Origin of the sequence: Pseudomonas putida (assembly GCA_041879295.1) — a bacterium.
Classification (GTDB): domain Bacteria; phylum Pseudomonadota; class Gammaproteobacteria; order Pseudomonadales; family Pseudomonadaceae; genus Aquipseudomonas; species Aquipseudomonas putida_Y.
In genome coordinates this window covers 1,540,202-1,559,281 of sequence record CP047152.1, presented here as the reverse complement: position 1 = coordinate 1,559,281, position 19,080 = coordinate 1,540,202, and the positions used below count along the sequence as shown (strand labels likewise).

Annotated in this window: 18 protein-coding genes; 8 read left to right on the top strand and 10 right to left on the bottom strand. The window is 63.1% G+C overall.

Going from position 1 to position 19,080, the window contains the following annotated elements; translation table 11 throughout:
• Nucleotides 1-77 precede the first annotated feature (77 nt).
• Nucleotides 78-3,098 carry an FAD-binding protein gene (locus GST84_07235; GenBank protein XGB12168.1) on the bottom strand — a complete coding sequence of 1,007 codons (3,021 nt, stop codon included), beginning with the start codon at nt 3,096-3,098 and terminating at the stop codon, nt 78-80.
• 152 nt (nt 3,099-3,250) lie between these two features.
• Between GST84_07235 and GST84_07230 the strand changes: the two genes are divergently transcribed.
• Entirely contained in the window at nt 3,251-4,135 is an 885-nt protein-coding gene (locus GST84_07230; protein XGB12167.1) for a LysR family transcriptional regulator, read from the top strand.
• A gap of 138 nt (nt 4,136-4,273) precedes the next feature.
• Here GST84_07230 and GST84_07225 read toward each other — a convergent pair whose 3' ends face one another.
• From GST84_07225 to GST84_07200, 6 genes are all read right to left on the bottom strand, one after another.
• Nucleotides 4,274-5,677, bottom strand: coding sequence for an amino acid permease (locus GST84_07225; protein ID XGB15720.1), 1,404 nt, complete (start codon nt 5,675-5,677; stop codon nt 4,274-4,276).
• 654 nt (nt 5,678-6,331) lie between these two features.
• Complete coding sequence (locus GST84_07220) at nt 6,332-7,399, bottom strand: pseudouridine synthase (GenBank protein XGB12166.1); 1,068 nt, start codon at nt 7,397-7,399, stop codon at nt 6,332-6,334.
• Between the two features lie 265 nt (nt 7,400-7,664).
• Nucleotides 7,665-8,432, bottom strand: coding sequence for an SMC-Scp complex subunit ScpB (scpB, locus tag GST84_07215; GenBank protein ID XGB12165.1), 768 nt, complete (start codon nt 8,430-8,432; stop codon nt 7,665-7,667).
• Nucleotides 8,419-9,273 (bottom strand): segregation/condensation protein A, encoded by an 855-nt coding sequence (locus GST84_07210; protein XGB12164.1) that lies wholly within the window; start codon nt 9,271-9,273, stop codon nt 8,419-8,421. Before GST84_07210 ends, scpB begins: the two co-directional genes overlap by 14 nt.
• A complete protein-coding gene (locus GST84_07205) occupies nt 9,270-9,899 on the bottom strand; it encodes a threonylcarbamoyl-AMP synthase (GenBank protein ID XGB12163.1) in 630 nt (209 codons plus the stop codon). The genes GST84_07210 and GST84_07205 overlap by 4 nt, the downstream gene beginning before the upstream one ends.
• Before the next feature lie 13 nt (nt 9,900-9,912).
• A complete protein-coding gene (locus GST84_07200) occupies nt 9,913-10,773 on the bottom strand; it encodes a PHP domain-containing protein (GenBank protein ID XGB12162.1) in 861 nt (286 codons plus the stop codon).
• 67 nt (nt 10,774-10,840) lie between these two features.
• Between GST84_07200 and GST84_07195 the strand changes: the two genes are divergently transcribed.
• The 5 genes from GST84_07195 (at nt 10,841) to GST84_07175 (ending at nt 14,531) form a co-directional block, all read left to right on the top strand.
• The gene (locus GST84_07195) at nt 10,841-11,434 is read left to right on the top strand and encodes a septation protein A (GenBank protein ID XGB12161.1); all 594 of its coding nucleotides are present in this window, start codon (nt 10,841-10,843) and stop codon (nt 11,432-11,434) included.
• A gap of 1 nt (nt 11,435) precedes the next feature.
• The gene (locus GST84_07190; protein ID XGB12160.1) at nt 11,436-11,735 is read left to right on the top strand and encodes a YciI family protein; all 300 of its coding nucleotides are present in this window, start codon (nt 11,436-11,438) and stop codon (nt 11,733-11,735) included.
• 143 nt (nt 11,736-11,878) lie between these two features.
• Complete coding sequence (locus GST84_07185) at nt 11,879-12,556, top strand: response regulator (protein ID XGB12159.1); 678 nt, start codon at nt 11,879-11,881, stop codon at nt 12,554-12,556.
• Nucleotides 12,557-12,715: 159 nt separating this feature from the next.
• Nucleotides 12,716-13,132: an LTXXQ domain protein gene (locus tag GST84_07180; protein XGB12158.1), complete on the top strand. Its 417-nt coding sequence runs from the start codon at nt 12,716-12,718 to the stop codon at nt 13,130-13,132.
• 58 nt (nt 13,133-13,190) lie between these two features.
• Entirely contained in the window at nt 13,191-14,531 is a 1,341-nt protein-coding gene (locus GST84_07175) for a HAMP domain-containing protein (GenBank protein ID XGB12157.1), read from the top strand.
• 129 nt (nt 14,532-14,660) lie between these two features.
• Here GST84_07175 and GST84_07170 read toward each other — a convergent pair whose 3' ends face one another.
• Entirely contained in the window at nt 14,661-15,218 is a 558-nt protein-coding gene (locus tag GST84_07170; protein XGB12156.1) for a nitroreductase, read from the bottom strand.
• Between the two features lie 102 nt (nt 15,219-15,320).
• Between GST84_07170 and GST84_07165 the strand changes: the two genes are divergently transcribed.
• Complete coding sequence (locus GST84_07165; GenBank protein ID XGB12155.1) at nt 15,321-16,775, top strand: potassium transporter TrkH; 1,455 nt, start codon at nt 15,321-15,323, stop codon at nt 16,773-16,775.
• On the opposite strand, the gene GST84_07160 is transcribed toward GST84_07165, so the two are convergent.
• Nucleotides 16,732-17,793 (bottom strand): helix-turn-helix domain-containing protein, encoded by a 1,062-nt coding sequence (locus GST84_07160; GenBank protein XGB12154.1) that lies wholly within the window; start codon nt 17,791-17,793, stop codon nt 16,732-16,734. The genes GST84_07165 and GST84_07160 overlap by 44 nt on opposite strands.
• Before the next feature lie 153 nt (nt 17,794-17,946).
• Here GST84_07160 and GST84_07155 point away from each other — a divergent pair, with 153 nt between their 5' ends.
• Nucleotides 17,947-18,258, top strand: a complete 312-nt coding sequence (locus tag GST84_07155) for a DUF962 domain-containing protein (protein ID XGB12153.1) — start codon at nt 17,947-17,949, stop codon at nt 18,256-18,258.
• A gap of 13 nt (nt 18,259-18,271) precedes the next feature.
• Here the strand turns inward: GST84_07155 and GST84_07150 are convergent, their stop codons facing one another.
• The gene (locus GST84_07150) at nt 18,272-19,069 is read right to left on the bottom strand and encodes a UDP-2,3-diacylglucosamine diphosphatase (GenBank protein ID XGB12152.1); all 798 of its coding nucleotides are present in this window, start codon (nt 19,067-19,069) and stop codon (nt 18,272-18,274) included.
• Nucleotides 19,070-19,080 lie beyond the last annotated feature (11 nt).

Sequence of the window (19,080 nt, the reverse complement as noted above, 5' to 3'; positions counted from 1 at the left end):
CGGGCAACCCCGCCCGCCTGGTTTGCACGATCCCCGTACCGCGAAGGGCTGCAAAGCAGCCCCCAAGGCCCTGAAACTTAGCGCTGAGCGTACTGCAACACCACCTCAAGCGGGTGACGCATCTTCCGCTCGGTCATGCGCTTGACCTGGCTACGGCACGAGTAACCGGTCGCCAGCGGCTCCCCTTCCTTGTCCAGTTTGGTCGCCCAGCTCTGCTCGAATATGACCCGAGAGGTTTCCTGGTTGCGAGCTTCGTGCCCATAGGTACCGGACATACCGCAGCAACCCGTGGCCTCGGTCACCAGCTTCAGCCCTAGACGGGCGAACACCTGCTCCCACTGCCGGGTGCTGGCCGGCACGTTGGTCTTCTCGGTGCAGTGCGCCATCAGGCGGAAGCTGCCTGGTGCGGCAGGCGCCTGCTCGGGCAGCACATCCATCAGCCATTCCTGCGGCAGCAGCACCTTCGGGCAACCCTCCAGGCCTGGCACTTTCTGATACTCCTGGCGATACACCAGCGTCATCGCCGGGTCCAGCCCCACCAGCGGCACGCCGCAGTCGGCCAGGGCCTTGAGCTGCGTGGCGTTGCGGATCGCTGCCTTGGCAAACGCGCCAAGGAAACCCTGTACGTGCAACGGCTTGCCGTTGGCGCTGTACGGCGCCAGGAATACCCGGTGGCCCAGGCGGTGGGCAAGGTCGATGAAGGCCGACAGCAGCGGCGTTTCGAAGTAGCGGGTGAAGGCGTCCTGCACCAGCACGATGCTGCGTTCGCGCTGGGCCGGGGTCAGCTCGCGCAAGGCCGGCACCGTGGCCATGCCAACGCGGCAACGGGTCAGGGTAGCCTGGAAGTTGAAGCGGCTGATCAGCGGGCTGTCGACCATGCCTACCTTGTCGGCCAGCAGTTGGCTCACCCACTTCGAGCCCATCACCGCGTTGTACAGCCCCGGTGCGTGCGCCAGGTAGGGGATGGTGAACTCGAGCGAGCCGATCAGGTAGTCACGCAGCGGGCGCTGGTAGCGGCCGTGGTACAGCTCGAGGAAGCGCGAGCGGAAGTCCGGCACATTGACCTTGATCGGGCACTGCCCGGCGCACGACTTGCACGCCAGACAGCCGGCCATGGCGTCGTACACTTCATGGGAGAAGTCTTCCTGGCCCTGGTTGCGCGCGCGGTTGTTGCGCAGACGCGCCGGCAGGCCCTTGAGCCACGACACCTTGTTGCGCGCCGCAGCCAGCACATCAATGTTCGCCTCGCCCTGCAGGCGCAGCCACTCGCGCATTAGCGAGGCGCGGCCCTTGGGCGAATGCTGGCGTTCGCGGGTAGCCTTCCACGACGGGCACATGGCGTCGTTGGGGTCATAGTTGTAACAGGCGCCATTGCCGTTGCAGTGCACGGCGCTGGGGAAGTCCTGCCAAACGCGCTCGTCAATGGTACGGTCAAGGTCGCCGCGCAGGGTCACACCATCGACCGGGGTCAGGCCCTCGGCGCTGCCCGGCGGTGTGCAGATCTTGCCCGGGTTGAGCTGGTTGTGCGGGTCAAAGGCGCCCTTCAGGCGCTGCAAGGCCGGATACAGCTCGCCGAAGTACTCGGGCACGTATTCCGAGCGCAGGCCTTTGCCGTGCTCACCCCACAACAGGCCGCCATAACGCTTGGTCAGCGCGGCAACGGCGTCGGAAATCGGCTTGACCAGCGCAGCCTGCGCCGGGTCCTTCATGTCCAGTGCCGGGCGCACATGCAGCACGCCGGCATCGACGTGGCCAAACATGCCATAGGCCAGGCCGTAGCCATCGAGCAGTGCGCGGAAATCGGCGATGTAGTCGGCCAATTGCTCTGGCGGTACCGCGGTGTCTTCCACGAACGGCTGCGGGCGCACTTCGCCTTCGACGTTACCCAGCAGGCCCACCGAGCGCTTGCGCATGGTATAGACACGGGTGACTGCCTCGGCGCCTTCGGCCAAGGTGTGGCCCAGGCGCTCGACGCTAGTGTCGCTTTGCAGATGCTGGATGAACGCCTGCACCTTGGCGTTGACCTCGGCCGGTTCGTCGCCGCAGAACTCCACCAGGTTGATGCCCAGCGTGGGGCGCTCGGGGTCCGCCGGGAAGTACTCGGCAACGCTGTGCCAGACGATGTCTTTCATCGCCAGCATCAGCACCTTGGAGTCGACCGTCTCGATCGACAGCGGCTTGTGCGCCATCAGCGCATTGGCATCGCGCAGCGCATCCATGAAGCTGGTGTAGCGTACGTTGACCAGCACCGCATACTTGGGAATCGGCAGCACGTTGAGCTTGGCTTCGACCACGTAGCCCAGCGAGCCCTCGGCGCCGCACAGCACGCTGTTGAGGTTGAAGCGGCCCTGCTCGTCGCGCAGGTGCGCCAGGTCGTAGCCGGTCAGGCAACGGTTGAGCTTGGGGAAGGTGGTTTCAATCAGTTCGGCCTGGGTTTCCTGAATTTCCCGGGCCATGCGGTACACCTCACCGACCCGGCCCGGCGCGGCGCAGGCCTGCTCCAGCGCGGCATCGTCGATCGGCAGGCTGTGCAGGCGTTCGCCACCGAGCAGCACGCTGTGCAGCTCCAGCACGTGGTCGCGGGTTTTGCCGTAGGTGCAGCTGCCCTGGCCACTGGCATCCGTGTTGATCATGCCGCCGACCGTGGCGCGGTTGGAGGTGGACAGCTCAGGGGCGAAGAACAGCCCGTGCGGCTTGAGCGCAGCATTGAGCTGGTCCTTGACCGTACCGGCCTGTACCCGCACCCAGCGCTCTTGCACGTTGATTTCGAGAATGTTGTTCATGTGCCGCGACAGGTCGACGACGATACCGTCGGTCAGCGACTGGCCGTTGGTGCCGGTGCCACCACCGCGCGGGGTCAGCTTGACCTGCTGGAAGCGCGGCTCGCCCATCAGCGTGGCGACCCGTGCCACATCGTCGGCATCCAGCGGGAATACCGCCGCCTGCGGCAAACGCTGGTAGATCGAGTTGTCGGTGGCCAGTACCGTGCGGGTTGCGTAGTCGGCACTGATCTGACCACGGAAGCCGCTGTTGCGCAGGGCTTCGAGGAATTCGGGGTAATTGGCGCTCGGTGCAACGGTGGACAGCTGGGCGATCATCGAAGGATGGCCTCTTGATATTGGCTAGATCACGGGATACCTGTCGCTCCAGCATGGGTTCAAGCATGCAGGGATGACGTATAGGCCAATGTTCCTGTAGTTTCGCGTCAGGGGCAAACGGATAATCCTGCCGCTATCAATGACTTTTATGAATGAATTACCGCCACCTGACCCCATCCATGTCACTGCTGCTGGCTTTCGAGGCCGCCGCCCGGCATGAAAGCTACACCCGCGCCGCCGCCGAACTGTCGCTGACCCAAAGCGCGGTCAGCCGCCAGGTACAGGCCCTGGAGCAGCAGTTGGGCCTGACACTGTTCCGTCGCGAGGGGCGCCAGGTGCAACTGACCGATGTCGGCCGCCTGTACCAGCGCGAGCTCAGCGAGGCACTGGGGCGCATCCGCAGCGCTACCTTGCAGGCACTGGCCTATCAATCGGGGGTGGGCACCTTGCGCCTGGCTACCCTGCCAACATTCGGCTCGAAATGGCTGTTGCCGAGGCTGCATGCGTTCTACAGCGCTCACCCGGGCATGCTGGTGCACATTCATTCACGCATTGAAACCATCAACTTCGACACCAGCGAAATCGATGCCGCCATCGGTGTGGCCAGCCACGACCTGCCGGGGCTTGTCTGCCATCGCCTGCATGCCGAAGAACTGGTAGTGATCTTGCCGCCAGAGGCCGGCGCCGACAGCCAGGGCTGGAGCCCGGCCAGGATCAGCGAAGAGGTGCTGCTGAATGTGGCCAACAACCCGCATGCGTGGGGCGAGTGGTTTTCCCATCATGGCTTGCCGCATCGTGCGATGCGGCTGGGGCCTAGCTTCGAGCTGACCTCGCACCTGATCCAGGCGGTACGTGCCGGGATCGGGATCGGGCTGGTGCCGCGCATATTGGTGGAGGAGGAACTGGCCAAGGGAGAGCTGTACAGCCCGGGCGTGGCGTTTGCCAGCCAGCGCAGTTACTACCTGATCTACCCGCCGAGGAATGAGGCGCTGCCGTCGTTGCGGGCATTCAGAGGCTGGTTGCTGAAGCAGATCTGATTTTTGGCGGGATCACCTGACTTGAGGGCAACGCTGTACCTGTAGGAGCGGGTTCACCCGCGAAAGGGCCCACACAGATAACAAAAAACCCGAAGCCAGTCACCTGACTCCGGGTTTTCACATACCGCCTATGGCGCCTTACTTGGCCACAGTCTCAACAGCACCGCCCGCATCAACCCGGCGACGCGACTTGACCATGTACACCACGAACATCGCAAGCAGCCACACCGGGATCGCATACACCGACACCTGGATGCCCGGGATCATCAGCATGATGCCGAGAATCAGCACCACGAAGGCCAGCACCACATAGTTGCCGTACGGGTACCACAGCGCCTTGAACAGGGGCTTCTGGCCGGTACGGTCAAGGTGCTGACGGAACTTCAGGTGCGAGTAGCTGATCATCGCCCAGTTGATGACCAGGGTGGCCACGACCAGCGACATCAGCAGTTCCAGCGCGTTTTGCGGCATCAGGTAGTTCAGCAGCACGGCAACGAGGGTCACGGCTGCCGACACCAGGATCGAACGCACTGGTACACCACGCTTGTCGACCTTGGCCAGCGCCGCCGGGGCATCGCCCTGCTCGGCCATACCCAGCAGCATGCGGGCGTTGCAGTAGGTGCCGCTGTTGTACACCGACAGCGCAGCAGTCAGCACCACGAAGTTCAGCAGGTTGGCAGCCACGTCACTGCCCAGCAGCGAGAACACTTGCACGAACGGGCTGCTGCCATAGCTGCCACCCGAGGCGTCGATGCTGGCGACCAGGGTGTCCCACGGGGTCAGCGACAGCAGTACCACCAGGGCACCGACATAGAAGATCAGGATGCGGTAGATGACCTGGTTGATCGCTTTGGGGATCACGGTCTTTGGCTTGTCGGCCTCGGCGGCGGTGAAGCCGAGCATTTCCAGGCCACCAAAGGAAAACATGATGAAAGCCAAGGCCATTACCAGCCCGCTGACACCATTGGGGAAGAAGCCGCCGTGTGACCACAGGTTGGCCACGGTGGCTTCAGGGCCGCCGCTGCCACTGGTCAGCAGGTAGGCACCCAGGCCGATCATGCTGACGATGGCGACCACCTTGATGATGGCGAACCAGAATTCGGCTTCACCGAAGAACTTCACGTTCATCAGGTTGATGGCGTTGATCAGCACGAAGAAGGCTGCCGCCGTGACCCAGGTGGGGATCTCCGGCCACCAGTAGTGGACATACTTGCCGACCGCCGAAAGCTCCGACATACCCACCAGGATATACAGCACCCAGCAGTTCCAGCCCGACAGGAAGCCGGCGAAACCACCCCAGTAGGTGTGGGCGAAATGGCTGAACGAGCCGGCCACCGGCTCTTCGACGATCATTTCACCCAGCTGGCGCATGATCATGAAGGCGATGAAGCCGCAGATGGCGTAGCCAAGGATCATCGACGGGCCGGCGGATTTCATCACGCCTGCCGAGCCGAGGAACAGGCCGGTACCAATCGCACCGCCGAGGGCGATCAACTGGATATGGCGGTTCTTCAGGCCCCGCTTTAGCTCGCCTGAATGCATGTTTTGTCCACTCATGAACGAAGTCACCTGCATTGTTTTTATCTGTGACGGAATCGGACCCACCGCGCTCGTGGCGCAGCGGAATGGGCAAGGTGGTTACCTTGGGTTTCTTGACCTCAGGTGCCGCCGGAGCGGGTCAACCAGGCGTGATCAAGAGTGCGCGGTACGCAAGAGAGTCACAGGTAAAACGCGGCGCACTGTATACCCCTGCAAACGCGCAGGCGTCAACGCGTTGCATCGTCTCCTCGGGGAAAAACGCAGCGTTCCTGTGGTACAGGCCTTCAAAGGCGGAGTGATCGGCGTACATGGCGCCTCCATTTGTTGTTTTGTCAGCCCGGCTCTGTGGGCGGGCTCGTGCACAAGGCAATGGCGGCTATAACACCGTGGGGACGGGGGTTTGGGCAAGGGTGGCTGGCGCCATGACGGCGGCTTTGGCACAGAGGCGCCGGCAAGGTTTGTTTACACGAACGGGCTTGATCTGAAACATGGACTGAAAACGGCCAGGCTCGTACAGATTTCTTTACAGGGCGGATCAAGAACTTGCCAGTCGTCCGAAAATTCTTTTTGTTCAATATCTTGGGCCGTTTGGCCACATTCCCGCAGGCATAAAAAAACCAGCCCGAAGGCTGGTTCCTTGATCACCACGCTGGCTTATCAGCCACGCGGCTTGCCGCGACCACGGCCTGCCGGCTTGTCACCCTCAGGCTTGCCCGCATGCTTGCGCATCTCGCTTGGGCGCTCAGCCACCGTGCTGCCACGGTTGGTTTTACGCGGCGCTTCTTCACGCGGCTGACGCGCCGGACGTTCGCCAGTCGCGGCACCTTCGTGGGCCGGGCGCAGGTTGCGCACGCGCTCACCACGGCCCAGCGGGCGGGTCGACTTGCGCTGCAGGCGCTCCATCTTGTCCTTGGCCTTGAGCTTCATGGCTGGCAGCGCAACCGGCTGCAGGCCTACTTCGGCGGCGAGGATGTCGATTTCGCCCTGGGTCATTTCGCGCCAGCGGCCCATCGGCAGGTCGGAATTGAGGAACACCGGGCCGAAACGCACACGCTTCAGGCGGCTGACCACCATGCCCTGGGATTCCCACAGGCGGCGCACCTCACGGTTACGACCTTCCATCACCACGCAGTGGTACCAGTGGTTGAAGCCTTCGCCACCCGGTGCCTTCTGGATATCGGTGAACTTGGCCGGGCCGTCTTCCAGCATTACGCCGGCTTTCAGGCGCTCGATCATCTCGTCATCGACCTCACCACGCACACGTACCGCGTACTCACGGTCCATCTCGTAGGACGGGTGCATCAGGCGGTTGGCCAACTCACCGTCAGTGGTGAACAACAGCAAGCCAGTGGTGTTGATGTCGAGGCGGCCGATGTTGATCCAGCGGCCTTCTTTTGGCCGTGGCAAACGGTCGAACACGGTCGGGCGCCCTTCCGGGTCGTCACGGGTGCAGATTTCGCCGTCGGGTTTGTTGTACATGATCACCCGACGGGTGGCCTCGGCGGCCTCCTCGCGCTTGATCAGCTTGCCGTCCACGGCGATGGCGTCGTGCAGGTCGACGCGCTGGCCAAGGGTAGCCTCGACGCCGTTGACCTTGATGCGACCCTGGCTGATCCAGGCCTCGACATCACGCCGCGAGCCCACGCCAATGCGCGCCAGCACTTTCTGCAGCTTTTCGCCGGATGGCGGGGTGATTTCGGTTTCTTTCAGGTCTTGCTCACTCATCTGGGCACCTCCCGGTGTAGGAATGAAAACAGGGTTCTGGCGACGAACGCGCCAAAAGGCCGCGCATCATACGCGGTTCATCAGGGGAACGCACTGGAGGGTAGAGGGTTTTGTGGGGCTGGGCATGATTTTCTGCCCAATGGGCTTTGTGCTGGCCACTTCGCGGGCACGCCCGCCCCTACAGGTACGCGCAACCTTCGGGACCTGTGATACCCCTGTGGGAACGGGCGTGCCCGCGAAGAGGCCAGCACAGGCAACAGATCAATCAGGGCTGCGCCTTGATCTCCTCCTCCACCGGAGGCTCAGGCTCTTCTCCCCGTAAATCATCAAAATCGGTTTTCAAACCATCTTCCATGGCATCCAGCTCCACCAACAGACTACGGAAGCTGGTCTCCTCTCTCGGCTCACCAACCTCCTCCTCCCCAAGGCTGGCATCCGCCAACGCCTGAAGGTGCGCAGGCACCGGCGCATCATCCGGGTCGAGTTGCGGCTCTGGTTCCATTTCGCGCAGCTCGGCCAAGGCCGGCAGGTCCTCAAGGCTCTTGAGGTTGAAATGATCGAGAAACGCCTTGGTGGTGGCGAACATCGCCGGCCGCCCGGGCACTTCGCGGTAGCCGACCACGCGAATCCACTCGCGCTCCATCATGGTCTTGATGATATTGCTGTTCACCGCAACGCCCCGCACATCCTCGATTTCACCACGGGTGATCGGCTGGCGGTAGGCAATCAGGGCTAGTGTCTCAAGCAGCGCTCGCGAATAGCGCTGCGGGCGCTCTTCCCACAGGCGCCCGACCCAAGGGGCATAATCCTCGCGAATCTGCAGGCGATAGCCGCTGGCCACCTCCTTGAGCTCGAAGGCACGGCCATCGCACGACTTGCCCAGCACCTCCAGGGCCCGCTTGAACACCTTGGGCTCAGGGCGCTCGGCCTCCTCGAACAGCTCGTACAGGCGCTCCAGGGATTGCGGCTTGCCCGAAGCGAGCAAGAAGGCTTCGATCAGCGACGCCAGGTCGCGGGGTTCATTCAGGTTCATCGGGTTCTTCAACTGGCGCCGGGCGAAGCCGCACGTGGATGGCGGCGAAAGGTTCATTCTGCACAAGTTCGATCAGCGATTCCTTCACCAGTTCGAGTATGGCCATGAAGGTAACCACCACACCGAGCTTGCCCTCCTCGGCAGCAAACAGCGCGATGAACGGCACAAAGGCACCGCCCTTGAGGCGCTCCAGCACCTGGCTCATGCGCTCGCGGGTGGACAAGGTCTCACGGGTGATCTGATGGCTTTCGAACAGGTCGTTGCGGCGCATCACCTCGGCCATGGACACCAGCAGCTCTTCCAGGCTGACCTGAGGCAACAGCTTGCGTACCTTGGCCTGCGGCGCTTCCAGGCGCGGTACCACCACCTCGCGTCCGACCCGTGGCAATTCGTCGATGCCCTCGGCGGCGGCCTTGAAACGCTCGTACTCCTGCAGGCGGCGGATCAGCTCGGCGCGTGGGTCACCCTCCTCCTCCTCGACGTCGGCGGAGCGCGGCAGCAGCATGCGCGACTTGATCTCGGCCAGCATGGCAGCCATCACCAGGTATTCAGCGGCCAGCTCAAGGCGCACGCTTTTCATCAGTTCTACATAGCCCATGTACTGCCGGGTGATTTCGGCAACAGGGATGTCGAGGATGTCGATGTTCTGTTTGCGGATCAGGTACAGCAGCAAGTCCAGCGGGCCTTCGAAAGCTTCGAGGATGACTTCAAGGGCGTCCGGCGGAATGTACAGGTCCAGCGGCAGCTCGGTCAGGGCTTCGCCATAGACCAGCGCCAGCTGCAGTTGCCGAGGCTCCTCGGCCCGTTCGGCCGACGCCTCAAGCGCTTCCAGCTGGCTCACGCGTTGACCAGGAATGGCGTGGGGTCGCCACAACCTTCGCGGATCAGTTCCGGTTCCTCACCGGAGAGGTCGATGATGGTCGACGCCTTGAGGTCGCCGAACCCGCCATCGATCACCAGGTCGACATGGTGCTCCAGCCGTTCACGAATCTCGTAAGGGTCGGTCATCGGCTCGCTGTCGCCCGGCAGGATCAGGCTTACGCTCATCAGTGGCTCGCCCAACTCGGCCAGCAATGCAAGGGTGATGGCGTGGTCCGGCACACGCAGCCCGATGGTGCGACGCTTATCGTGCAACAGCAGGCGCGGCACTTCACGCGTACCGTTGAGGATGAAAGTGTAAGGCCCCGGCACATGCGCCTTCAGCAAGCGGAAGGTGCCGGTGTCGACCTTGGCATACAACCCCAGTTGCGACATGTCGCAGCACATCAGGGTGAAGTTGTGCGACTTGTCCAGCCCGCGCAGGCGCCGTACCCGCTCGATTGCCGACTTGTCGCCGATCTGGCAACCCAGCGCATAGGCCGAATCCGTCGGATACACCACCACGCCACCCTTGCGGATGATCTCGACGGCCTGTTTTATCAGGCGCGCTTGTGGGTTCTCCGGATGAATCTGGAAAAATTGGCTCACGTAGTCTTCCTGTTCATAGCGCCAAAGGCTGTTCATGGCTGAATCGACGCCACAAAGGTGGCAGATCCTCGGGCAAAGGCCGATAGGCACCGATCTCGCCCCAGGTGCCGGGGCCGTGGAAGTCACTGCCAGCGCTTGCCAGCAGGCCGAACTCACGGGCAAGGATGGACATGGTGCCCACTTGCTCGGCAGGCATCATCCCGTTGACCACTTCAAGCGCCTGCCCTCCTGCCTGAATATAGTCGGCAATCAGCCGCCTGCGCTTGCTGCGTGTCAGGTCGTAGTGCATGGGATGCGCCAGGCTCACCCAAGCGTTGGACTGCCTCAGCGTGGCAACGGTTTCGTCGAGCGTCGGCCAGTGCTGCTTGACGTCGCCCAGCTTGCCGGCGCCCAGCCACTTGCGAAACGCTTCGCCACGGTCCTTGACGTGCCCGGCACGCACCAGATACTCGGCAAAATGCGGTCGCGCCGGGGCGTTGCCGCTGTCACCCAGTTCGTGTTGCACGGCGCGCGCGCCTTCAAGCGTGCCGGGCATGCCCTTGGCCGCCAGCCGTTTGTCGATTTCTTCGGCGCGCAGCCAGCGGCCGTTGTGCAACGCTTGAATCGCCGCCAGCAACGGCGGTGCGTCGAGCGGGAAGTCATAGCCCAGCACATGGATGGTCGCGCCGCCCCACGTGCAAGACAGCTCCACCCCGCTGACCCAGCGCATCCCCAGGTCAGCGCAGGCCTGGCGCGCTTCGGCCAGGCCTTCGAGGGTGTCATGGTCGGTCAGTGCCAGCGCTTGCACCCCGTGCTCATGAGCCCGGGCAACCAGTACCGAAGGCGACAGGGCGCCGTCGGAGGCCGTGCTGTGACAGTGCAGATCAACATTCATAGAGGAGCGCTTTCGCCGGAATCGATGTTTGTTATTATGCCGTCACATCCCGATTCTGGCTGCCATTGTGAAACAATTCATCGATTTCATCCCGCTGCTGCTGTTCTTCATCGTCTACAAGCTCGACCCGCGCCCCATGGAAGTCGCCGGCCATCACTTCGATTTTGGCGGCATCTACAGCGCCACAGCCATGCTGATCGTCAGCTCGCTGGTCGTGTACGGTGCTCTGTTCCTGCGCCAGCGCAAGCTGGAAAAAGGCCAGTGGCTGACGTTGATCGCCTGCCTGGTGTTCGGTGGCCTGACCCTGACCTTCCACAGCGAAACCTTCCTCAAGTGGAAGGCCCCCGTCGTGAACTGGCTGTTCGCCCTGGGTTTTGCCGGCAGCCACTTCATCGGCGACCGGGTGTTGATCAAGCGCATCATGGGCCACGCCCTGACCCTGCCTGACGCCATCTGGGCGCGCCTGAACCTGGCCTGGATCGCTTTCTTCCTGTTCTGCGGCGCGGCCAACCTGTTCGTCGCCTTCACCTTCCAGGACTTCTGGGTGGACTTCAAGGTGTTCGGCAGCCTGGGCATGACCGTGATCTTCCTGGTGGCGCAAGGCGTGTACCTGTCGCGCCACCTGCACGATGACCCTTCTACCTCCAAACCCAAGGATTGACATGCTCTACGCCATTATCGCCAGCGACGTCGCAAACTCCCTGGAAAAGCGCCTGGCTGCCCGCCCGGCGCACATCGACCGCCTGCAGCAGCTCAAGGCCGAAGGCCGCGTGGTGCTGGCCGGCCCGCACCCGGCAATCGACAGCAACGACCCGGGCGAAGCGGGTTTCAGCGGTAGCCTGATCGTTGCCGAGTTCGAGTCGCTGGCGGCGGCGCAGACCTGGGCCGATGCCGACCCGTACATCGCTGCCGGCGTATACGACAAGGTTGTGGTCAAGCCGTTCAAGCAAGTACTGCCCTGACCTGAGACGGCACGGCCCTCTTCGCGGGTAAACACCCGAAGAGGGCCGCGCGGTACCAGCAGTTATACTCAGGTCATCAGTCTGCGGTATCTTTGCCACTGGCGGGCCGAATCACCGCCGTCATTGGTTGAATTGAGTGAGTCATGAGCGAGCTGTTACTGATTGATGATGACCAGGAACTGTGCGAGCTGCTCGGCAGCTGGCTGACCCAGGAAGGGTTTTCCGTGCGTGCCTGCCATGATGGCCAGAGCGCACGCCAGGCCCTGGCTGAGCATGCCCCTGCTGCCGTGGTACTGGATGTGATGTTGCCCGACGGCAGTGGCCTGGAGCTTCTCAAGCAGCTGCGCAGCGAGCATGCCGAGCTGCCAGTGCTGATGCTGTCAGCCCGCGGCGAGCCGCTGGACCGCATTCTCGGCCTGGAACTGGGCGCCGACGATTACCTGGCCAAACCCTGCGACCCGCGTGAGCTCACTGCCCGCCTGCGCGCTGTGCTGCGCCGCAGCCACCCCACCGCCACGACCAGCCAGATGGAGCTGGGTGACCTCGTCTACAGCCCTGCGCGCGGCGTGGTCAGCATCGATGGCCGCGAAATGACCCTGACCCTGTCCGAAAGCCGTGTTCTTGAGGCGCTGCTGCGTCAGCCCGGCGAGCCGCTGGACAAACAGGAGCTGGCGCAGATCGGCCTGGGCCGCAAACTGACCCTGTACGACCGCAGCCTGGACATGCATGTCAGCAACCTGCGCAAGAAGATCGGCCCACACGCCGATGGCCGGCCACGCATCGTGGCATTGCGTAGCCGTGGCTATTACTACTGCCTGTAAAACACCGGTGCCGCTGCGCGCTCCATTCGCGGCACAAGGCCCTACCTGCTCGGGCCAATCATCTTTACGTTGCCTTTACCCTCCCCTGACTGCGCTTGACGGTGATCTCCCTAGACTGTGCTCATCCGGTAATCACCGGCCTATGAAAGGAGAGACACCATGCGCAAGACCCTTATCGCCCTGATGTTCGCTGCCGCTCTGCCGACCGTGGCCATGGCCATGCCTGACGGCGGCCCGCGCCACGACGGCCCGCATCATCGCGGTGATGCGCCTTTCCACCAACTGGACCTGAGCCGCGAGCAGCGCCAGCAGATTGGCAAGCTGATGGGCGAGCAGATGCAGCAACGCCGCGACATCACCGAGCGCTACCTGTCCAAGCTGCCGGCCGCCGACCAGAAGGCCATGAAGGACGAGCTGAAAGCCAGCCGCGACAAGACCGACAGCGCGGTGCGCAACCTGCTCAAGCCTGACCAGCAGAAGAAGTTCGATGAACTGCAAAAGGAACGCGCCGCCAAGAAAGCCGAGTGGCAGGAGTTCCAGGCCTGGAAAGCTGAAAAAGGCGCCAAGGCCCAGTAAGCTGTTCGCCCCCTGCCCGGTCCGCATCACTGCGGGCCGGGCTTTTCCCGTTTAGGAGGTGCACTTGCGTTCTCTGTTCTGGCGCATCCTGGCCAGTTTCTGGCTGGCCATCACCCTGGTCGCAGGCCTGTCGATCCTGCTGGGGCACATGCTCAACCAGGACGCCTGGATCCTCAGCCGCCACCCGGGCCTGAATACCCTGGCCAGCAAGTGGACCAAGCACTATGAGCAGGAAGGCCTGGAGGCGGCCCAGCACTTTCTGGAACGACGCAAGGACCGCTACAAGATCGACGTGCAGGTGCTCGACGATAGCGGTGAGGCCGTGGTGCCGGGTACCTTCCCACGCCGTGCGGCAGCCTTCGAAGCGCGCCAGCACAATGACCAGCGGCGCTTGCCATGGCGCCGGCTGACCGAGGAATACACCAGCCCCGACACCGGCGAAACCTACTTGCTGATCTATCGCATTCCCCACCCGGCGCTGGATGCCTGGCACCGTGAAAGCCTGCTGTGGCCTCTCAGCGCACTGGGCATTGCCTTGGTCGTGCTGACCCTGTTCAGCCTGCTGGTGACGCTGTCCATAACCCGTCCGTTAAGCCGCCTGCGCAGCGCCGTACACGACCTGGGCCAGACCACCTATCAGCAGAACAGCCTGGCACGGCTGGCAGCGCGGCGCGACGAGTTTGGCGTGCTGGCCAAGGACTTCAACAAGATGGGCGCACGCCTGCAAAGCACCATTGGCAGCCAGCGCCAACTGCTACGCGATGTGTCCCACGAACTGCGCTCGCCGCTGGCCAGGCTGCGTATCGCCCTGGCCCTGGCCGAACGCGCCGAGCCTGAGCAGCGACAAGCGCTGTGGCCACGCCTGACCCGCGAGTGCGACCGCCTCGAAGACCTGATCAGCGAAATCCTCGCCCTGGCCCGAGTTGATGCCGAACAGGCTCATGCCGAACCGGTCGACATCAATGCCTTGCTCGGCAGCGTGCGCAAGGACGCCCTGCTGAGCGCGCCGGAGCAGGACGTGCGCCTGGAGGCGCAGCCGGGGTTGAGCTTGCAGGGTTGGCCAACGCTGATAGAGCGGGCCGTGGACAACCTGCTGCGCAATGCCCTGCGCTTCAACCCGGTCGGCCAGCCGATCGAGGTCAGCGCCGCACGCGAGCAGGACCGCATCGTGATCAGCGTACGTGACCATGGGCCTGGGGCGGCAGCGGAGCACCTGACGCAACTGGGCGAGCCGTTCTTCCGCGCGCCGGGGCAGGCAGCGCCGGGGCATGGCCTGGGGCTGGCGATTGCGCGCAAGGCAGCGGAGCGCCACGGCGGTAGCCTGGTGCTGGAGAATCATCCACAGGGTGGGTTTGTGGCCAGGCTGGAGTTGCCCTTGGCTGAAGCGGCAGGCAGTTGATGGGTGTAACGGCGCCTGGCCTCTTCGCGGGTAAACCCGCTCCTACAGGGGATGTGGATGCTGTTGCAGGAGCGGGTATACCTGCGAAGAGGCCAGAAGCCTTGATACATGAATCAGCCCAAGGCAGCCCTACTCACCCCAGCCACTGACGAAATCGGCAGTTGCCAGCACCGGCGCCGTACGCGGCTCGGTCAGCGGCGTGCCGACATACAGGTAGCCAATCAGCTCCTCGTTCTCGGCCAACCCCAACCCCTTGTGCACATGGGCGTCGAAAGCCATGTCACCGGTACGCCACACCGCGCCGATCCCCTGCGCGTGCGCAGCAATCAGAATACCGTGCGCCGCACAGCCCGCCGCCAGGCGTTGCTCGGACTTGGGCACCTTGAAGTGGTCCTGCAACCTGGCCACCACCACGATCAACAATGGCGCCCGCAGCGGCATGGCACGGGCCTTGTCCAAGGCTGCCTGGCTGGCATCGCCCTTGTGCTGCAAGGCTTCGGCGAACAACTCGCCCAGCTTCTCGCGACCCTGGCCTTCGATGGTAAGAAAACGCCACGGCCGCAGCTGGCCGTGGTCCGGGGCGCGCAGGGCAGCCTGGAACAGCGCCTCGCGCTGGGCGGCATTGGGCGCTGGGTCGGTCAGGCGTGGCACGGAAACACGGTTGAGCAATGCGTCGAGAGCCTCCATCGGCTACCCTCCTGGCAGTTGAATGTGCGGCCATTCTAGCGTTTACATCACCAGACCCATAGGTAGAATGGCGCCCTTCCGTTTCGAGTCTGAGCAGATCACATGGCGTTGCCGACCTTAAGGATCATTGGTTTCATCATCGGCATCTTCCTGATTACGCTGGCCGTGAGCATGGCCGTGCCCATGGCGACCCTGGTGATCTTCGAGCGCACCGGCGACATGCCGTCGTTTCTCTGGTCGAGCCTGATCACCTTCATCGCCGGCCTGGCCCTGGTGGTGCAGGGGCGCCCCGAGCATGTGCACCTGCGCCCGCGCGACATGTACCTGCTGACCGTCAGCAGCTGGCTGGTGGTGTGCGTGTTCGCCGCGCTACCGTTCCTGCTGACCCAGCACATCAGCTACACCGACGCCTTCTTCGAAAGCATGTCAGGCATCACCGCGACCGGCGCCACCGTGCTCAGCGGGCTCGACAACATGTCGCCGGGCATCCTCATGTGGCGCTCGATGCTGCACTGGCTCGGCGGTATCGGCTTCATCGCCATGGCGGTGGCGATCCTTCCGCTGCTGCGCATCGGCGGCATGCGCCTGTTCCAGACCGAATCGTCCGACCGCTCGGAAAAGGTCATGCCGCGCTCGCACATGGTCGCCAAGTCGATCGTCGGGGTTTACGTCGGCTTCTCGATACTGGGCGCGCTGGCCTTCTGGTGGGCGGGCATGAGCCCGTTCGATGCAATAAACCACGCCATGTCGGCAATCTCTACCGGCGGTTTCTCCACCTCCGACCAGTCATTGGCGAAATGGGATATCCCGGCCGTGCACTGGGTTGCAGTGGTGGTGATGATCATGGGCAGCCTGCCGTTCACCCTTTACGTAGCCACCCTGCGCGGCAACCGCAAGGCGCTGATCCGCGACCAGCAGGTGCAAGGCTTGCTGGGCATGCTGGTCGCCACCTGGCTGGTGTTGGGGACCTGGTATTGGTACAGCACCGACCTGCACTGGCTCGATGCCTTGCGCCACGTAGCGCTGAACGTGACCTCGGTGGTCACCACCACCGGCTTCTCTCTGGGTGACTACAGCCTGTGGGGCAACTTCTCGCTGATGCTGTTCTTCTACCTGGGCTTCGTTGGCGGCTGTTCCGGCTCGACCGCAGGCGGTATCAAGATTTTCCGCTTCCAGGTGGCCTACATCCTGCTCAAGGCCAGCCTCAACCAGCTGATTCACCCGCGCGCGGTGATCAAGCAGAAATACAACGGCCATCGCCTCGACGAAGACATCGTGCGTTCGATCCTGACGTTCTCGTTCTTCTTCGCCATCACCATCTGTGTCATGGCGCTGCTGCTGTCGCTGCTGGGCGTGGACTGGATGACCGCGCTGACCGGTGCGGCTGGCACGGTTTCGGGTGTAGGCCCGGGCCTGGGTGAAGTGATCGGCCCGTCGGGCAACTACGCCACGCTGCCTGACGCAGCCAAATGGATTCTGGCGACCGGCATGCTGCTGGGTCGCCTGGAAATCATCACGGTGCTGGTGTTGTGCATGCCGGCGTTCTGGCGTCACTGAGCACTTCGCCCTCCGCGCCCAGACGGGCGCGGTACTCGCTGGGCGTGGCATCGAACCAGCGGCGGAACGCACGATAGAAGTTGCTGGGGTCGGCAAAGCCCAGCAGATAGGCGGTTTCCAGCAAGGTCATGCCCGGCTGGGCCAGGTATTGTTCGGCCAGTTCACGGCGGGTGTCGTCAAGCAAGGTCTGGAAGCTGGTGCCTTCCTCCTGCAGCCGCCGTTGCAAGGTGCGCTGCGACAGGTGCAGGGCCTGGGCCAGGGTTTCGCGCTTGGGCTCACCCTGCGGCAGGATGCGGCACAACACCTGGCGCACGCGGTGGCTGACCCGGCTTTCGGAGAAGCGTGCCAGGTACTCCCCGGCAAACCGGTCGTGCAGCACCGCCATGGCCTCGTTGGCGGTCGGCAGCGGCGCTTCCATGTCGGCCCGCTCGAACACCAGCGCATCATGTGGGGCGCCGAACACCAGCGGTGAATGGAACGCCACCTTGTAAGGCTCGACATTCTTCGGCTGCGGCCCCTGCACCAGTACCCGCCGCGGCTGGACCGGCCGGCCACTGAGCCATTTGCACAGCGCCAGCGCACAGGCCAGCGACGCTTCGGCGCTGTGCCGGGTCGGCGGCAGGTGGTCGCCGTGCACGGTCAGAATCAGCGAATAGCCCTCGGCGCCGAGGACGAAACTGAGATCGGAGCTTTCGGCGATGATGCGCTGGTAACGCACCAGACGCTCGAAGCCCTCGGCCAGGGTGCGGCTGGACATCAACGCATAGCCCACCACATGAAACGACGCCGGGCGGACCACCCGTGCCATGTTCAGGCCGATGGCCTCATTGCCCGACAGCTCCACCGCCAGTTGCCAGAGGCGGGTCATGGAATCTTGAGGGAAACGTGCATCAGGGTCATCGAGGGCGGCAAAGTCCAGCCCCAACTGCTTGAACATGGCTCTGCAATCCAGCCCTTCCAGTTCAAGTGCCTTCACGATCCCTGATGCCCAACTGGCTGACGTTGTTCTTTCGCTCATGACAGGCTTCTTTTACCAACCGCTCCAGCGGTGAACCCCAAGGATACTCATTTGGCGCCTATTGTCACTGGTAGGCCCCGTCAGTCACTCTAGACTCGAATCAGGCTCCACGCCGTGTATCTTGTCCAGAAGTATTAATTCCGGAGCACTGCCATGAACAGCACAGCGCAGTTTCGCAGTTTTGCCGAGTTCTATCCGTACTATCTGGGGGAGCACAGCAACCCCACCTGCCGCCGCCTGCACTTCGTCGGCACCAGCCTGGTGATAGCGCTGCTGGCCTACACCATTGGCAGTGGTAAATGGTTGCTGCTGCTGGCCGTGCCGGTGTTCGGCTATGGCTTTGCCTGGGTCGGGCACTTCTTTTTCGAGAAGAATCGGCCAGCGACCTTTACCTATCCGCTGTACAGCCTGGCCGGGGATTTCGTGATGTTCCGGGATATCCTGCTGGGCAAGCTCAGGCTGTAAGCATCTGAGGCCCCTAAGCCGGCTCGCGCAACGCCGCCACGGCCTGCGCTTCCGCCAGCCGATACAGTTCGACGCTGCCATCCCAATGCTCGATCAGGGCCGTGCACGACTCCACCCAGTCCCCGCAATTGAGGTAGTCCACTTCACCCACCTTGCGGATCTCGGCATGATGAATATGCCCGCACACTACCCCATGAAAACCACGACGGGTGCACTCGTGGGCAATGGCATTCTCGAAGTCACTGATGAAGTTCACCGCCCCTTTCACCTTGTGCTTGAGGTACGCAGACAGCGACCAGTAACCATAGCCATACCGCGCACGCCAGTGGTTGAGCCAGCGGTTGAGCACCAAGGTGAATTCGTAGGCGCGGTCACCCAGAAACGCCAGCCAGCGGTGGTAACGGGTAATCACATCGAACTGATCGCCATGGACCACCAGCAGACGGCGGCCATCGGCTGTCAGGTGCTCGGCCTCGTCTACCAGCTGAATGTTGCCCAGAATCAGCTTTGAGTAGCGGCGCAGGAATTCATCATGATTGCCGGTGACGTAGATCACCTCGGTGCCGCGCTTGCTCATGGTCAGTAGCCGGCGGATCACGTTGGTGTGAGCTTGCGGCCAGTAGATCCCGCCGCGCAGTTTCCAGCCATCGATGATATCGCCCACCAGGTAGACGCGGTCAGCCTGGTAGCCCTTGAGGAATTGCGACAGGTGTTCGGCCTGGCAGTCGCGGGTACCCAGGTGCACGTCGGAGATCCACAGGGTACGCACGCGTTGCTTGCGCGAGGGGCGGGACAGTTCGGCATGGGTCATGGGCAGGCTCC

Excerpts from the sequence above, each read along its gene's own strand:
- GST84_07235 (XGB12168.1), bottom strand. The coding sequence starts at position 3,098 with ATGATCGCCCAGCTGTCCACCGTTGCACCGAGCGCCAATTACCCCGAA.
- GST84_07230 (XGB12167.1), top strand. The coding sequence starts at position 3,251 with ATGAATTACCGCCACCTGACCCCATCCATGTCACTGCTGCTGGCTTTC.
- GST84_07225 (XGB15720.1), bottom strand. The coding sequence starts at position 5,677 with ATGCATTCAGGCGAGCTAAAGCGGGGCCTGAAGAACCGCCATATCCAG.
- GST84_07220 (XGB12166.1), bottom strand. The coding sequence starts at position 7,399 with ATGAGTGAGCAAGACCTGAAAGAAACCGAAATCACCCCGCCATCCGGC.
- scpB (XGB12165.1), bottom strand. The coding sequence starts at position 8,432 with ATGAACCTGAATGAACCCCGCGACCTGGCGTCGCTGATCGAAGCCTTC.
- GST84_07200 (XGB12162.1), bottom strand. The coding sequence starts at position 10,773 with ATGAATGTTGATCTGCACTGTCACAGCACGGCCTCCGACGGCGCCCTG.
- GST84_07190 (XGB12160.1), top strand. The coding sequence starts at position 11,436 with ATGCTCTACGCCATTATCGCCAGCGACGTCGCAAACTCCCTGGAAAAG.
- GST84_07185 (XGB12159.1), top strand. The coding sequence starts at position 11,879 with ATGAGCGAGCTGTTACTGATTGATGATGACCAGGAACTGTGCGAGCTG.
- GST84_07180 (XGB12158.1), top strand. The coding sequence starts at position 12,716 with ATGCGCAAGACCCTTATCGCCCTGATGTTCGCTGCCGCTCTGCCGACC.
- GST84_07170 (XGB12156.1), bottom strand. The coding sequence starts at position 15,218 with ATGGAGGCTCTCGACGCATTGCTCAACCGTGTTTCCGTGCCACGCCTG.
- GST84_07165 (XGB12155.1), top strand. The coding sequence starts at position 15,321 with ATGGCGTTGCCGACCTTAAGGATCATTGGTTTCATCATCGGCATCTTC.
- GST84_07160 (XGB12154.1), bottom strand. The coding sequence starts at position 17,793 with ATGAGCGAAAGAACAACGTCAGCCAGTTGGGCATCAGGGATCGTGAAG.
- GST84_07155 (XGB12153.1), top strand. The coding sequence starts at position 17,947 with ATGAACAGCACAGCGCAGTTTCGCAGTTTTGCCGAGTTCTATCCGTAC.
- GST84_07150 (XGB12152.1), bottom strand. The coding sequence starts at position 19,069 with ATGACCCATGCCGAACTGTCCCGCCCCTCGCGCAAGCAACGCGTGCGT.